This is a genomic window from Fictibacillus halophilus, from assembly GCF_016401385.1.
Lineage (GTDB): Bacteria > Bacillota > Bacilli > Bacillales > Fictibacillaceae > Fictibacillus > Fictibacillus halophilus.
Genome location: NZ_JAEACF010000001.1, coordinates 1,848,010 through 1,862,209, shown reverse-complemented (window position 1 = coordinate 1,862,209; position 14,200 = coordinate 1,848,010). Strand labels below are relative to the sequence as shown.

Annotated in this window: 16 protein-coding genes; 13 read left to right on the top strand and 3 right to left on the bottom strand. The window is 39.9% G+C overall.

Going from position 1 to position 14,200, the window contains the following annotated elements:
* The first annotated feature begins 104 nt into the window (after nucleotides 1-104).
* The 4 genes from I5J82_RS09730 to I5J82_RS09715 all read left to right on the top strand — a co-directional run bounded on the left by I5J82_RS09730 (nucleotide 105) and on the right by I5J82_RS09715 (nucleotide 3,970).
* Complete coding sequence (locus tag I5J82_RS09730; RefSeq protein WP_198767699.1) at nucleotides 105-1,304, top strand: acetyl-CoA C-acetyltransferase; 1,200 nt, start codon at nucleotides 105-107, stop codon at nucleotides 1,302-1,304.
* A 42-nt stretch (nucleotides 1,305-1,346) separates the two neighbouring features.
* A complete protein-coding gene (locus tag I5J82_RS09725; protein WP_198767698.1) occupies nucleotides 1,347-2,039 on the top strand; it encodes a CoA transferase subunit A in 693 nt (230 codons plus the stop codon).
* 16 nt (nucleotides 2,040-2,055) lie between these two features.
* A complete protein-coding gene (locus tag I5J82_RS09720; protein WP_198767697.1) occupies nucleotides 2,056-2,709 on the top strand; it encodes a CoA transferase subunit B in 654 nt (217 codons plus the stop codon).
* A 91-nt stretch (nucleotides 2,710-2,800) separates the two neighbouring features.
* Complete coding sequence (locus I5J82_RS09715; RefSeq protein ID WP_198767696.1) at nucleotides 2,801-3,970, top strand: thiolase family protein; 1,170 nt, start codon at nucleotides 2,801-2,803, stop codon at nucleotides 3,968-3,970.
* A gap of 49 nt (nucleotides 3,971-4,019) precedes the next feature.
* On the opposite strand, the gene I5J82_RS09710 is transcribed toward I5J82_RS09715, so the two are convergent.
* Both I5J82_RS09710 and mciZ read right to left on the bottom strand, forming a co-directional pair.
* A complete protein-coding gene (locus I5J82_RS09710; RefSeq protein WP_198767695.1) occupies nucleotides 4,020-4,931 on the bottom strand; it encodes an aldo/keto reductase in 912 nt (303 codons plus the stop codon).
* Nucleotides 4,932-5,062: 131 nt separating this feature from the next.
* The gene (mciZ, locus tag I5J82_RS09705) at nucleotides 5,063-5,197 is read right to left on the bottom strand and encodes a Z-ring formation inhibitor MciZ (RefSeq protein ID WP_066395881.1); all 135 of its coding nucleotides are present in this window, start codon (nucleotides 5,195-5,197) and stop codon (nucleotides 5,063-5,065) included.
* Between the two features lie 98 nt (nucleotides 5,198-5,295).
* Here mciZ and I5J82_RS09700 point away from each other — a divergent pair, with 98 nt between their 5' ends.
* The 9 genes from I5J82_RS09700 (at nucleotide 5,296) to I5J82_RS09660 (ending at nucleotide 13,293) form a co-directional block, all read left to right on the top strand.
* Complete coding sequence (locus I5J82_RS09700; RefSeq protein WP_198767694.1) at nucleotides 5,296-5,844, top strand: NUDIX hydrolase; 549 nt, start codon at nucleotides 5,296-5,298, stop codon at nucleotides 5,842-5,844.
* Nucleotides 5,845-5,866: 22 nt separating this feature from the next.
* A complete protein-coding gene (locus I5J82_RS09695) occupies nucleotides 5,867-7,039 on the top strand; it encodes an endonuclease Q family protein (protein WP_198768972.1) in 1,173 nt (390 codons plus the stop codon).
* Between the two features lie 62 nt (nucleotides 7,040-7,101).
* Nucleotides 7,102-7,737: a stage II sporulation protein M gene (spoIIM, locus tag I5J82_RS09690; RefSeq protein WP_066395870.1), complete on the top strand. Its 636-nt coding sequence runs from the start codon at nucleotides 7,102-7,104 to the stop codon at nucleotides 7,735-7,737.
* Nucleotides 7,738-7,857: 120 nt separating this feature from the next.
* A complete protein-coding gene (fur, locus tag I5J82_RS09685) occupies nucleotides 7,858-8,328 on the top strand; it encodes a ferric iron uptake transcriptional regulator (RefSeq protein WP_198767693.1) in 471 nt (156 codons plus the stop codon).
* Between the two features lie 297 nt (nucleotides 8,329-8,625).
* The gene (locus tag I5J82_RS09680) at nucleotides 8,626-8,856 is read left to right on the top strand and encodes a YqzK family protein (protein WP_318300239.1); all 231 of its coding nucleotides are present in this window, start codon (nucleotides 8,626-8,628) and stop codon (nucleotides 8,854-8,856) included.
* Nucleotides 8,857-8,867: 11 nt separating this feature from the next.
* A complete protein-coding gene (gene xerD / locus I5J82_RS09675; RefSeq protein ID WP_198767692.1) occupies nucleotides 8,868-9,758 on the top strand; it encodes a site-specific tyrosine recombinase XerD in 891 nt (296 codons plus the stop codon).
* Between the two features lie 113 nt (nucleotides 9,759-9,871).
* On the top strand, nucleotides 9,872-11,056 hold the full coding sequence (gene deoB / locus I5J82_RS09670; protein ID WP_198767691.1) for a phosphopentomutase: 1,185 nt from the start codon (nucleotides 9,872-9,874) through the stop codon (nucleotides 11,054-11,056).
* Nucleotides 11,057-11,082: 26 nt separating this feature from the next.
* On the top strand, nucleotides 11,083-11,895 hold the full coding sequence (locus I5J82_RS09665) for a purine-nucleoside phosphorylase (RefSeq protein ID WP_198767690.1): 813 nt from the start codon (nucleotides 11,083-11,085) through the stop codon (nucleotides 11,893-11,895).
* 93 nt (nucleotides 11,896-11,988) lie between these two features.
* On the top strand, nucleotides 11,989-13,293 hold the full coding sequence (locus tag I5J82_RS09660; protein WP_198767689.1) for a pyrimidine-nucleoside phosphorylase: 1,305 nt from the start codon (nucleotides 11,989-11,991) through the stop codon (nucleotides 13,291-13,293).
* An 84-nt stretch (nucleotides 13,294-13,377) separates the two neighbouring features.
* On the opposite strand, the gene I5J82_RS09655 is transcribed toward I5J82_RS09660, so the two are convergent.
* Nucleotides 13,378-14,193, bottom strand: coding sequence for an alpha/beta fold hydrolase (locus tag I5J82_RS09655; protein WP_198767688.1), 816 nt, complete (start codon nucleotides 14,191-14,193; stop codon nucleotides 13,378-13,380).
* Nucleotides 14,194-14,200: the final 7 nt, after the last annotated feature.

Genomic DNA, 14,200 nt, shown 5'->3' with positions numbered 1-14,200 from the left:
TTTAACTAAAAAAAATCGTCAGTTGCAACACATTTAAATTGTTATGGTATGATAAAAAGGAATTTTCAGAAATTTAAAAGAGATCGACAAGGAGGAGACTAGTAATGGTTTCAAGGGAGAGAGATGCTGTAGTTGTAAGCGCTGTCAGAACACCGATCGGAAGCTTTATGGGGAGCTTCAAAACGGTTGCGGCAACAGATTTAGGAGCAATCGCGATTACAGATGCATTAAAAAAAGCCGGTGTCCCGAATGATTCAGTAGATGAAGTAATCATGGGAAATGTTCTGCAAGCCGGACTAGGACAGAACCCAGCCCGACAAGCAGCTATAAAAGCTGGGTTGCCGAATGAAGTTTCTAGCATGACGATCAATAAAGTATGCGGATCAGGTCTTAAGGCTATTCATCTAGCGTGCCAAGCGATCTGGCTGAACGAAGCAGATATTATCGTTTGCGGCGGAATGGAAAACATGAGCCAAGCTCCTTATCTTTTAAACGGCGCGAGAGATGGTCTTCGAATGGGTAACGCTCCTATGGTAGATTCCATGATTCAAGACGGATTATGGTGTGCATTTGGTGATTATCATATGGGAATCACTGCGGAAAACTTATGTGAGACTCATTCATTATCCCGTGAAGAGCTAGACGAGTTCGCAGCAGAAAGTCAAAGAAAATGTGCACAAGCACAAGAACAAGGAAAATTTAATGACGAGATCACGCCGGTAGAGATTCCTCAACGTAAAGGTGATCCGATTATTGTTGATACAGATGAATATCCAAAGCCAAGTTCAACGGCTGAAAAGTTAGGGAAACTACGCCCAGCTTTCAAGAAAGACGGCATGGTTACGGCTGGTAATGCGTCAGGCATCAATGACGGTGCAGCAGCACTCGTTGTGATGAGCCGAAAGAAAGCAGAAGAATTAGGCCTTAAACCGCTTGCCGTCGTAAAAGGGAACGCGAGCGCAGGTGTTGCACCAGAAGTGATGGGAATCGGACCAGTAGAAGCCGTTAAAAAAGTATTGAAGAAGACAGAGTTGAGCATGAAAGACTTTGATTTAGTTGAAGCAAATGAAGCATTTGCAAGTCAATCTCTAGCGGTTGGCAAGGATCTTGAGTTTGACAAAGAAAAACTGAACGTAAACGGTGGAGCGATCGCACTTGGGCATCCGATCGGAGCAAGCGGCGCAAGAATCGTCGTAACATTGCTTCATGAGATGAAACGCAGAAATGCAAAACGAGGTCTTGCAACGCTCTGTATTGGTGGTGGCCAAGGGGTAGCGTCGGTTTTTGAAAACGAAGAAGAGTAAATGACTGTTTAAGGACAATGATCGTAAAAAGGAGAGAGAAAAATGAAACCAATATTGAACTCAGCACTTGAAGCTGTAGCAGATATAAAAGATGGATCTACTCTTTTAGTAGGAGGGTTCGGTCTTGTTGGAATTCCTGAGAACTTAATCTTAGCACTAGTCGAAAAAGGAACGAAAGATCTTACCGTCATCTCAAACAACTGTGGAGTGGACGACTGGGGTCTTGGCCTTCTATTAAAAAATAAACAGATCAAAAAGATGGTCGGATCTTACGTTGGTGAAAACAAAGAGTTTGAAAGACAAGTATTATCAGGTGAGATTGAAGTAGATTTAATCCCACAAGGTACACTTGCGGAAAGGATTAGAGCAGGCGGTGCAGGCATTCCTGCGTTCTATACTCCAGCAGGAGTAGGAACACCGATCTCAGAAGGAAAAGAAACACGTACGTTTAACGGTAAGGAATATCTGCTTGAAGAAGGAATCGTAGCTGACTTTAGTTTAATTCGCGCAGCAAAAGGAGACAAAGCAGGAAACCTGATCTATAACAAAACGGCTCGTAACTTTAATCCGATGATAGCAGCAGCTGGAAAGGTGACGATTGCTGAAGTAGAAGAGATTGTTGAGATCGGTGATCTGCACCCTGATTACATACATACACCAGGTGTATATGTTCAAAAGCTGATTGTTGGAACTCAAGAAAAACGTATTGAACGATTAACTGTAAAAAAAGGGTAAGAGGAGGGAGACCATTATGAATATAAGAGAAAGAATTGCAAAAAGAGCCGAAAAAGAGATCGAATCAGGATTCTATGTAAATTTAGGGATCGGAATGCCAACGATGGTTGCCAATTTTATTTCCGATAATAAAGAGGTCGTTCTACAGTCAGAGAACGGACTTTTAGGAATCGGACCTTACCCGCTTGAAAGTGAAGTTGATCCCGATCTGATCAATGCAGGGAAAGAGACCGTAACAGCAATCAAAGGTTCTTCTTATTTTGACAGTTCTGAGTCGTTTGCCATGATTCGCGGCGGTCATATCGATATCGCGATCCTAGGCGGAATGGAAGTGTCAGAGAACGGTGATCTAGCAAACTGGATGATTCCAGGAAAGATGATAAAAGGAATGGGCGGGGCGATGGACCTTGTGCACGGGGCAAAGAAGATCATCGTCATCATGGAACATGTAAACAAAGCAGGTGAAAGTAAGATCTTAAAACAATGTCAGCTTCCCTTAACAGGTAAAGGAGTGGTAGAACGAATCATTACCGATCGAGCTGTCATGGACGTTTCTGAAAAAGGTCTCGTCTTAAGAGAAGTAGCAGAAGGATATTCCGTTGAGGATGTAGTGAATTCAACCGAGGCCAAACTGTCTGTCGCAGAGGATGTTAAGTTAAACGCTTATTAATGGAAGCTCTTTGTGCTCTATACTGAATACAAGAATAAGTATGATGATCAGTAGAAGGTTCTTAATCTTTTAAATAAAGAGGTGCAACCACATGGCTATCTATTTAATAGACGGTGCGAGAACGCCGTTTGGATCATATGGAAAATCATTGACTGGTGTGAGTCCGACAGTTCTAGGTGAGATATCTGCGATAGAGGCGATAAAACGTGCCAATATTTCTCCAGCAGATATAACGGATGTCGTTTATGGCAATGTTATTCATTCGAGCAAGAATGCTGCATATGTAGCGAGACATACTGCTCTAAAAGCAGGCGTGCCATCCGATGTTCCTGCCATGCTCGTCAACCGCTTGTGTGGCTCTGGCCTGCAAGCAGTTGTTTCAGCCATGCAGAACCTTCGTGATCAGGAAGAAGGAATCGCGCTTTCTGGAGGCATCGAAAATATGTCGCAGTCGCCGCACGTTTCTTTTCACCACCGGTTCCATAATCAAAAGTTTGGTCCGATCACGTTTGATGACATGCTTCTTCAGACGTTAAGTGATGAATACATCGGTTGTGGCATGGGGATAACAGCTGAAAATTTAGCTAATCAATATACCATTTCAAGAGAAGAGCAAGATGAGTTCGCAAGTCTAAGTCATAGAAAAGCGGCTGAAGCAAGAGAGAGTGGAAGATTTACAAAAGAGATCGTTACAGTACCTTTAAAAAACGGAGCTCTCTTTACTGAGGATGAAGGGATTAAACCTGAAACATCTGTTTCTTTGCTAGGAGAGTTGAGACCATCTTTTCAAAAAGACGGAACGGTTACAGCTGGAAATTCTTCTTCAATTAACGATGGCGCTGTGTCACTCATTCTTGCTCATGAAAAGTCGGTTAAAGAAAAAAGTTTAAAACCTCTCGTTGAGATCGTCTCGTGGTCAGTAACAGGGGTCGATCCATCGGTGATGGGGATCGGTCCAGTACCTGCTATTCAGAAACTACTTCAAAAAACAGGTCTTTCCATCGATGACATAGGTTTGTTTGAAATTAATGAAGCGTTTAGTTCTCAATACTTAGCTGTAGAAAAAGAACTAAAATTAGACCGCGAAAAAACGAATGTAAACGGAGGAGCGATTGCGCTAGGCCACCCTGTAGGTGCGAGTGGCGCAAGGCTGCTGCTCACTTTAAGTTATGAAATGAAACAACGTCAAGAAAAGTACGGAATAGCGAGCCTTTGTATTGGCGGTGGACAAGGAATTGCGATGTTACTAAAACTAGTATAAAAAAAGTCCCGTGGAGCGACATCGCTGCAACGGGACTTTTTCTATTGGATTATGCACGGTGCGTTTCGTAGATCTCAGCTGGAAAAAGAGAGCGTAATGACTCTGACTCCGCTTCGTTTAAAAGTGTAGCTTCAAAGGTTTTGATGTTTTCAATGAGTTGTTCAACAGAGCTTGCACCAGCAGCTGCAGTTGCCACCGACCGTTGACGCAACACATATTGCAAAGCAGCATGTGTGATGTTCTTATCTCCTAAGAATGTTCTACTCTTCTCGATTCTTTTTTGTATGTCAGCTCCCGTGTAATGAAGGAACTCGCCATCAGCACTCTTTTGAAATGCTTTTTCACTCAGCCATCCTTTAGCAACAGGACCTCTAGCGATAACACTAATATTCTTTGACTCAAGATATGGAAACAGTTCTTCAGGACGTCTGTCCAACAAACTATATTGCATCATGATACTTTGAATATTTGAGTGCTCTGCAAAATATTTAATCGTGTTCGGCCGTATAGAAGAAATGCCATAATAACGAATATATCCTTCTGAGACGAGTTCATCAAAAGCTTCGATTGTTTCATCAAGCGGATCATCAATCGTCCCTCCGTGAAGCTGGTAAAGATCGATATAATCAGTTTGCAGACGTTTCAGGCTATCCTTTAACGCAGATTTAATATAAGTTTTCGAAGGATTCCACTTCCAACCATCTCCAGGTTGGCTCCAATCGTTCCCACCTTTTGTTGCAAGAATGATGTCTTGTCTAACGTCTTTTAGTGCTTTTCCAATAAACTCTTCATTCCACCCGAAGCCATATAAATCGGCTGTGTCAAAATAATTTATGCCATGATCGAGTGCTGTCTTCACCATTCTCTCGTTCTCGTTTCCAAGCTCAGGAGCAAGTGACATACACCCTAAACTCAATTCACTTACATACAGATCAGAAGAACCTAGTCTTCTTTTCTTCATCCTAGTCACCTCAACTTTATTCGATTTGCTTCTGTTCTAAACCTATCATAATGATTAGAAAAAAGAAAAAAGTCCGCACAAAAAAACGATGTGAAGAAAGGTTTCACATCGTCAGCCATCTTTAAATACGTTTATTTTTTAGGAGAAGTGGCGTTGATCCAGTCTTGAACAAGTTCATGCTGCTTACTATAATTTTGTAGCATGTATTTGATCTGCCATGCCTTGCCCACAAGCGTGATCCCTTTAGGTTGAAGATAGATCTTCATCTGCTATGCCTCCTTCAATGTCCTATTAAATGAAGTATTCCAAAGTATGATAGACTTTATGTAGAAAAGAAGATAAATAGACCATTGGAGTGTGGAAAATGGAAAACTTAAACGAAAAAACTCTAAGCAAAGAACAGATCTACAGCGGTAAAGTCATTGATCTATATATAGAAGAAGTAGAACTGCCTAATAAGAAGATAGGGAAACGAGAGATCGTTAAACACCCTGGTGCAGTAGCCGTACTAGCAGTAACAAAAGAAGGTAAGATGTTAATGGTTGAGCAGTTCCGTAAACCACTCGAAAAGACGATCATTGAAATTCCAGCAGGTAAGCTCGAAAAAGGAGAAGATCCTTTAGAATGTGCCAAGCGTGAGTTGTTAGAAGAAACGGGTTTTGCTTGCGAATCTATGGAGTCCATTGGCTCTTTCTACACCTCTCCAGGATTTGCAGATGAACTGATTCATCTCTACTATACGAATACTCTTTCAAAACAAGGTGATCAGATGACAGATGAAGATGAATTCTTGAACGTACTTGAAATAAGCGTAGATGAAGCGAAAGAATTAATGAAAGAAGAAAAAATTCATGATGCAAAAACAGCTTACAGTGTCATGTATATGGAGTTAAACCGTGCCCTCAAAAAATAAACTTTTGCCGTTCTTTGCGGATATGCACATTCACATCGGCGCATCTAGAACGGGAAAAGCGATTAAAATCACAGGTTCAAGATCCTTGACGCTCCGAAATATTTTACGCGTAGCCAAACATGTAAAAGGTATGGATATCATAGGAATCATCGATTGTCATTCACCTGAAGTACTTCAGGAATTAAAAGAGCTTAAGCATGATGGATACTTGCAAGAGTTAGAGGATGGAGGCTTATCGATTGATGGATTAACACTTATACCAGGAGCCGAGATCGAAATTAACGATGAACATTGTAAGGGGCCGATTCACGTTCTTGTGTACATGCCCAGCCTTGCTGCAATGGAGAACTTAAGTGGATGGCTGACACCTCGAATGAAGAACATCCATCTAAGCTCTCAACGAATGTATGGGAGCGCTCGTGAACTTCAAGAATTTGTTAAAGATTTAGGCGGATTATTTATTCCAGCTCATATTTTTACTCCGTTCAAGAGTTTATACGGAAAAGGAGTAGCCTTTTCTCTGACTGAAATATTAGATCCAGCTATGATAGATGGTGTTGAACTAGGTTTAAGTTCAAATACCGAGATGGCATCCCGGCTTGAAGAGCTTTCTCCATTCGCCTTCTTAACCAATTCAGATGCCCATTCGTTAGAGAAGATCGCTCGCGAATATCAGATGCTTTCCTTAAAGGAACCAACGTTTAAAGAATTTAAAATGGCTCTTCAAGAAAAGAATGGTAGAGAAATTATTGCAAATTATGGGCTCAATCCATATCTCGGTAAATACTATAATTCGGTTTGTGAAGCATGTTTAAAAGTATATCTTCCGAACAGTGAGAACTGCGTTAAATGCGGAAGTAGGAAGTTTATAAAGGGAGTCAACGATCGGATCAACGAACTTCAAGGGACAGGTACAACGAAAAGTAAAAGAAACAGACCACCTTATATCCATCAAATTCCACTCGAGTTCATACCAGGGTTAGGTCCGAAATCTTTAGTGAAGATGCGTGAAGCGATTGGAACAGACATGGATATCATACATTCTTCTACAGAAGACCAACTGAAGGAAATTGTTAAACCAGCTATAGCTGAACAGATTTTGTCTGCTAGAGACGGAAATCTCTCTGTCCAGATCGGCGGTGGCGGAGCTTACGGAAAAGTAATGGTAAACCATCCTAGTAAAAGTAAAAAATAAGACATACCTTCTCCCCTGATTCATAGAATAGAATTAAGAGATTCGATGGAGGGGGCTTACATATGGAGAGTGCGCGCTACTACATGCAGCGGCATCTTGAAGAAAATAAAACGTTGTATGCGTTTGTTGGTGTTCTCTTTTTAATGGGTGTCATTTTTGGAGCAATTATCGTTAATTCGTTAAGTTTGAATCAAAAACAAGATCTGTACACGTATTTGTCACGATTTTTTGTTCAAGCTGCAGAAGGTGGCTTTACGAGCAAAACAGATATGTTCTTTCAAAGCTTTGGCCATTATCTAAAATACATGGGTCTCATGTGGATTCTAGGATTATCCGTGATCGGTCTGCCTGTTATCTTAGTTATGCTGTTCTTAAAAGGAGTAGTGATCGGCTTTACTGTGGGTTTCTTAGTGAATCAAATGGGATGGTACGGCTTTTTATTATCTTTTGTATCTGTTCTGCCTCAGAACGTTCTATTAATTCCAGCTTTCATTATCGTGACAGTAGCGGCAGTTGCTTTTTCTTTTAAGATGATTCGTCAGCTGGCTTTTAAAAGGCACCACATGCCTTTTTTACCGCAGCTGTTAAGATATACACTTTTGGTTGCAGGTGTAGGAGTGATGGTTCTGCTGGCCTCAACAATGGAAGCGTTCTTTACTCCAGCTTTGATGGAACAAGTTATCAAATGGTCGATCTAATTCAGAATAATGATTATTTGTTTATAATAAGTTTAAATCGTTAATTAAAATGACTTTAAATTGACAACTTTTTTCTCCATGCTTATAATTATCTTGTGTATACATAAGGAGGAAAAGGGTATGGAAAGCAGAATCGACCGTATCAAAAAACAGCTGCATTCACAAAGTTATAAGCTGACTCCACAGCGTGAGGCGACCGTTAGAGTCCTCCTCGAAAACGAAGAAGATCATTTAAGTGCGGAAGATGTTTATCTGCTCGTAAAAGAAAAGGCGCCAGAGATTGGTTTGGCGACCGTTTACCGTACTCTGGAACTCTTAACCGAGCTTAAAGTAGTAGATAAGATTAACTTTGGTGATGGGGTGTCCCGTTACGATCTTAGAACAGAGGGTGCTGATCATTTTCATCATCATCTTGTTTGTATCGAATGTGGAGCGGTGGATGAAATACAAGAAGACCTTCTTGGCGATGTGGAAAAAGTAGTTGAAGAAGGCTGGAATTTTAAAATTAAAGATCATAGACTGACATTTCATGGAATCTGTCACAGATGTCATCCTAAAGATAATAATGAAAGTGAAGGAAGCGAAGAGTAGCGCTTCCTTTTTATTTTTCCAACAATGGTAAGTTGATCGGAGTGTAAGGTGTGAGACTCCACGGGGCTCACATGTCGCCCCGTGGAAAGCGATACACCTGTAAGGGAGAGCAACTACTTCCAAAAACACCATTGTTTTCGAAAACAGACTTTATTTAAAATGTATTTATAAAATATAAGGCAAAGAATATTTACAAAGTCCCAAGAATCGGGTAACGTATGATGTGTAGATTCAACTTTTATGTATAATCGGGGAACATGTGGGCATAACCTGTACTATATGAGGACAGGGGTGGACATGATGATTTCCTGGATGAAAATCGTTTGGAATACAACAAAGGTGTTCTTTGCTTTTTCAATTTGCACGCTCGTGTTTTATTTCGGTTTGCTTTGGATCAATCAAGAATATGAAAACTATCATAGATATGACGAACCTAAAGGTAAAGCTGTTAAAGTATTTAACTTGAGTTCTGATAAAGATTCAAACGCAGTAAAAAGGCTTTTCTATTTTTATCAGACGGGTGAGTAAGGAGGGGTAGAGTGAACGAACATGTTCAGGATTTTCTTCAATACATTATTGTAGAACGAGCCCTCTCTAAGAACACAATCGACTCCTATAAGAGAGATTTAACTCAATATGTACGATATCTCGATAAAGTCGAATCTCTTGAAACCATTCATGAGATTGACCGTAATCATATAATGGGATATCTATTATTTTTAAAAGAGAATGGTAAGGCTTCCACGACGCTAGCTCGCAACATTGCGTCTATTCGGTCTTTTCACCAGTTTCTTCTAAGAGAGAAGGTCTCTAGTCAAGATCCTTCTGTACATATTGAAACACCTAAAACAGAGCGGAAGCTTCCGAAAGTATTATCCACTGAAGAGGTTGAAGCACTATTAGATACACCTGCTGGTAACGATCCATTTTCTCAAAGAGACAAAGGTATGCTCGAGCTGTTGTATGCAACTGGCATTCGAGTTTCAGAACTTGTTCAGCTTAATATAGGGGATGTACACCTAGAAATGGGATTCATCCGCTGTATAGGTAAAGGGAATAAAGAAAGGATCATTCCTTTAGGAAAGATGGCTCAAACGGCAATTGAACGCTATTTACAAAACGGACGTTCAATCATGTTAAAAAGCAAAAAAACGGATGCACTCTTTTTGAACCATCACGGAAATCGTTTATCTCGACAGGGATTTTGGAAGATATTAAAGCAACTAGCAAGAAAAGCTCATATTGAGAAGGAACTTACACCGCATACTCTTCGACATTCGTTCGCTACTCATCTATTAGAAAACGGTGCGGATTTGCGTGCAGTGCAAGAGATGTTAGGACATGCTGATATTTCCACAACACAAATTTATACCCATGTAACAAAAACAAGATTAAAAGATGTATACTCCGCCTTCCATCCGAGGGCGTGAGCTTTCTTTTTTCAATAAGATGTCAGACTTCTGACATCACCAAGGATTTGTTTGTTGTTTCTGCTATAAGGAAATAGTAAATAAAGTGAATGTACGAATTTCAGGAGGACAAAATGAAACAATCACGTTTTAAGAGAACTTTTTTAGTCGTAATGGATTCTGTAGGAATTGGTGAAGCACCAGATGCAGAAAAATTTGGAGATAAAGGAGCTCACACGCTAGGGCATATCGCACGTGAGATGAACGGTCTAAACGTTCCGAATATGGAGAAGCTTGGACTTGGAAATATTGATTCGACGATGGAAGGTATTCAGAAAGCAACGAATCCAATTGCTCATTATGCGAAACTGCCTGAACTTTCAAACGGGAAAGATACGATGACAGGACACTGGGAAATCATGGGCCTACATATCAAGGAACCTTTTCAAACGTTTCCAGATGGCTTTCCTGATGAGTTGATCGATATGCTTACCGAAAAATGGGGCAGAGGAATTCTAGGTAACAAAGCAGCTTCAGGTACAGAAATTATTTCTGAGCTTGGAGAAGAACATGTGAAAACAGGTAAGTTGATCGTTTACACGTCTGCTGACTCTGTGCTTCAGATTGCTGCTCATGAAGATGTTGTTCCATTAGAAGAACTTTATGAGATCTGTGAAACAGCAAGAGAAATGACACGTGATGGCAAGTATATGTTAGGAAGAATCATTGCTCGTCCGTTTAAAGGTGAGACTGGAGCATTTGAAAGAACGTCTAACCGTCACGATTATGCATTAAAACCATTCGGAAGAACGGTTATGAACGAGTTAGAAGACGCAGGATATGATAGCATCGCACTAGGAAAAATATCCGATATCTTTGACGGTGAAGGTGTAACGAAAGCCATTCGCACGAAATCGAACATGGATGGAATGGACAAGCTGGTGAAGTCTATGGATGAAGATTTTACAGGTCTTAACTTTTTAAACTTGGTTGATTTTGATGCATTATTCGGACATAGAAGAGATCCAAAAGGATATGGTCAAGCATTAGAAGAATTTGATGCTCGATTGCCAGAAGTTCTAGAAAAGCTTCGAGAAGACGATCTGCTTATCATCACGGCTGACCATGGAAACGATCCTGTTCATCATGGAACAGATCATACACGTGAATATGTTCCATTGATGGTATATTACAAAGGGATTGAAAAAGGTAAAGAACTGAACGTAGGTAACACGTTCGCAGATATTGGTGCAACGATCGCTGAAATATATGATGTGAAAAAACCTAGTATCGGACAAAGCTTTTTAAATCAACTTTAAGGTTTAGTTTAAGGGGGAAAATAAACATGTCTAAACAACTACAGACATCTGCTGATTTTATTCAATCAAAACTTACTTCTGTTCCAAAAATAGGTTTGATCTTAGGCTCTGGTCTAGGAATCCTTGCTGAAGAAATTCAAAACCCAGTTATTATTCCATACTCAGATATTCCTGAATTTCCTGTTTCGACTGTAGAAGGTCACGCTGGACAGCTTGTGATTGGCGAGCTTGCTGGAAAACAAGTAGTCGCGATGCAAGGGCGTTTTCATTATTACGAAGGATACTCGATGGAAAAAGTAACGTTCCCCGTTCGTGTGATGAAATTGATCGGTGTAGAAACAATTGTTGTAACGAATGCTGCTGGTGGCGTTAACAAGGATTTTGAAGCTGGAGATCTTATGTTGATCACAGATCATATCAATAACTTTGGTAACAACCCGTTAATCGGTGGTAATGATGATTCGTTTGGCGTTCGTTTTCCAGATATGAGTGAAGCGTACACGTTGTCTCTGCAAGACGTTGCACGTGGTGTAGCAAAAGATTTGAACATCTCATTAAAAGAAGGTGTTTACGCTGGAAACACAGGTCCTTCATACGAAACGCCTGCAGAAGTTAGAATGCTTCGTGTATGGGGAGCGGATGCAGTTGGAATGTCTACGGTTCCAGAAGTTATCATCGCACGTCATGCTGGTATGCAAGTACTTGGAATTTCATGTATTTCTAATATGGCAGCAGGTATTTTAGATCAGCCGTTAACACATGATGAAGTAATGGAAACAACTGAGATGGTAAAATCCAATTTCCTTTCTTTAGTTAAAGGAATCGTCAAGGAAATTTAACAGAGAGTCCAAAGTGAATTACGAAGGATTTAATATTTAACTTCTAAAAAAATATGTTCATATGTAAAGTGATAAGAAAGTGGTGCTATTAACATGAGAATGGTTGACTTGATTCAAAAAAAGCGTGATGGAAAAGAACTTACAAAAGCTGAGATCGATTTTATTATTCAAAACTATACAAATGGTGAAATTCCTGACTATCAAATGTCTGCATTTGCAATGGCTGTATATTTCAAAGACATGACTACTGAAGAACGTGCCCATTTAACAATGGCGATGGTAGAGTCAGGTGATCAAATCGATCTTTCTGCGATCGAAGGAATTAAAGTAGACAAGCACTCAACAGGTGGTGTTGGTGATACAACGACTCTTGTACTAGCTCCTCTAGTTGCTGCGCTTGATGTACCAGTAGCAAAAATGTCCGGAAGAGGACTAGGTCATACAGGTGGAACGATCGACAAATTGGAAGCTGTTCCTGGATTCCACGTTGAAATTGACAACCAAGAATTTATTGACCTTGTAAATAAAAATAAGCTTGCTGTTATCGGACAAAGCGGAAACCTGACACCAGCTGATAAAAAGCTGTATGGTCTTCGTGACGTAACGGCAACGGTTAACTCAATCCCATTGATCGCGAGCTCGATCATGAGTAAAAAGATCGCAGCTGGTGCTGATGCAATCGTACTTGATGTAAAAACAGGTGCAGGAGCATTCATGAAAACACCAGAAGAAGCAGAAGAACTAGCAAACGCGATGGTGAAAATAGGAAATGCGGTAGGACGTAACACGATGGCTGTTATCTCTGATATGAGCCAGCCTTTAGGTCTTGCGATCGGTAATGCTTTAGAGATCAAAGAAGCCATCGATACGCTTAATGGTAAAGGACCAAAAGACCTTGAAGAACTTTGCTTAACATTAGGTTCTCACATGGTGTATCTTGCGAAAAAAGCAGATTCACTTGAACAAGCACGTGAGATGTTAAAAGAAGTCATCGCTTCAGGAAAAGCGCTTGAAACGTTAAAAGTGTTCTTGAAAGCTCAAGGTGGAGACGAATCTGTAGTGGATCATCCAGAAAGAATGCCACAAGCTGCACATACTTTTGAGCTAACGGCAGAAGAAGAAGGCTATGTTTCTGAAATTGTTGCTGATGAGATTGGTACTGCGGCAATGATCTTAGGTGCAGGACGCGCAACGAAAGAATCTCAGATCGATCTAGCGGTTGGTTTGATGCTTAACAAAAAAGTCGGAGATAAAGTCTCAAGAGGTGATTCACTTGTAACCATCTACAGCAACACTGAAAATGTAGACGAAGTGAAGAAGAAAATCCGTGAAGCTTATACGATCTCGAAGGATGCTGTAGAAGCTCCACCGCTTGTTTATAAAGAGATTAAAAAATAATAAAAACGAAAAGATGCCTCAAATATTTAAATATTTGGGGCATCTTTTTTAATTTTCATAGAGGTGCTAGTAATATTAGGAATTTTACTTAGTGTAGATCGTAACATCATCATAAACCTTGAAATTTTTATCTTCCAAAAAACAAAGAATCATTTCATTAAATGTACTTACTTTCATTGTACTAAGGGGATCAAAGGCATTTTTAAATAAAGCTAGGGTTGAGAATGGAATATGATTGAACAAGATTTCTGAAGCTTTGCGCTCATCTACCCCCATGACTTTTTTATCGCCTCCCAATACTAAAGTAGGAACGCTTATACCATGAAGTTCATTAGTATGGGTTGGGAATACAGAATTTTTTGCAAACAAAAACATGTCTTTGTCAAAAGTAAAAGAATCCCGCAAGATCTTCTTGGTAAATTCATCATCTTTATAAGTCTTTAAAATAAGATTGATAATTGTTTTATAAGAAAGTCTCTTAAATATAAAATTGGATAGACTCAAAACCCAGCCAGAGACTTTGCTAGGAATTTCACTATAACCATTTGATAAAATAAGTTTTTCAAGGTAACTTGAATATTTACAAGCAAATAATTGTGCGACAACAGAGCCATAAGATAGTCCAACCATATATGTTTTTTTTATATTCAACGCATCTAAAAACTGTTTAATATCTTCTGACATTACTTTTGCAGAAAATTCATGATTAGGAAATGATCTTGTCGAGCCTCCATGACCTCTTAAATCAACCATAATCATTTGATACTTTTTAGAAAAAGTTTCAATCTGGGGCTCCCACATTCTCCAGCTTGCTCCTAATCCATGTAAGAATACAATGGGTTTACCACTTCCTCTAACCTCATAATTTAACACGAATTCATTCATTTTTAGTGTAGGCATTAACGTA

What these genes read in the sequence shown, in the direction of transcription:
- I5J82_RS09730 (WP_198767699.1), top strand. Translation starts at nt 105, where the DNA reads ATGGTTTCAAGGGAGAGAGATGCTGTAGTTGTAAGCGCTGTCAGAACA.
- I5J82_RS09725 (WP_198767698.1), top strand. Translation starts at nt 1,347, where the DNA reads ATGAAACCAATATTGAACTCAGCACTTGAAGCTGTAGCAGATATAAAA.
- I5J82_RS09720 (WP_198767697.1), top strand. Translation starts at nt 2,056, where the DNA reads ATGAATATAAGAGAAAGAATTGCAAAAAGAGCCGAAAAAGAGATCGAA.
- I5J82_RS09715 (WP_198767696.1), top strand. Translation starts at nt 2,801, where the DNA reads ATGGCTATCTATTTAATAGACGGTGCGAGAACGCCGTTTGGATCATAT.
- I5J82_RS09710 (WP_198767695.1), bottom strand. Translation starts at nt 4,931, where the DNA reads ATGAAGAAAAGAAGACTAGGTTCTTCTGATCTGTATGTAAGTGAATTG.
- mciZ (WP_066395881.1), bottom strand. Translation starts at nt 5,197, where the DNA reads ATGAAGATCTATCTTCAACCTAAAGGGATCACGCTTGTGGGCAAGGCA.
- I5J82_RS09700 (WP_198767694.1), top strand. Translation starts at nt 5,296, where the DNA reads ATGGAAAACTTAAACGAAAAAACTCTAAGCAAAGAACAGATCTACAGC.
- I5J82_RS09695 (WP_198768972.1), top strand. Translation starts at nt 5,867, where the DNA reads ATGCACATTCACATCGGCGCATCTAGAACGGGAAAAGCGATTAAAATC.
- spoIIM (WP_066395870.1), top strand. Translation starts at nt 7,102, where the DNA reads ATGGAGAGTGCGCGCTACTACATGCAGCGGCATCTTGAAGAAAATAAA.
- fur (WP_198767693.1), top strand. Translation starts at nt 7,858, where the DNA reads ATGGAAAGCAGAATCGACCGTATCAAAAAACAGCTGCATTCACAAAGT.
- I5J82_RS09680 (WP_318300239.1), top strand. Translation starts at nt 8,626, where the DNA reads ATGATGATTTCCTGGATGAAAATCGTTTGGAATACAACAAAGGTGTTC.
- deoB (WP_198767691.1), top strand. Translation starts at nt 9,872, where the DNA reads ATGAAACAATCACGTTTTAAGAGAACTTTTTTAGTCGTAATGGATTCT.
- I5J82_RS09665 (WP_198767690.1), top strand. Translation starts at nt 11,083, where the DNA reads ATGTCTAAACAACTACAGACATCTGCTGATTTTATTCAATCAAAACTT.
- I5J82_RS09660 (WP_198767689.1), top strand. Translation starts at nt 11,989, where the DNA reads ATGAGAATGGTTGACTTGATTCAAAAAAAGCGTGATGGAAAAGAACTT.
- I5J82_RS09655 (WP_198767688.1), bottom strand. Translation starts at nt 14,193, where the DNA reads ATGCCTACACTAAAAATGAATGAATTCGTGTTAAATTATGAGGTTAGA.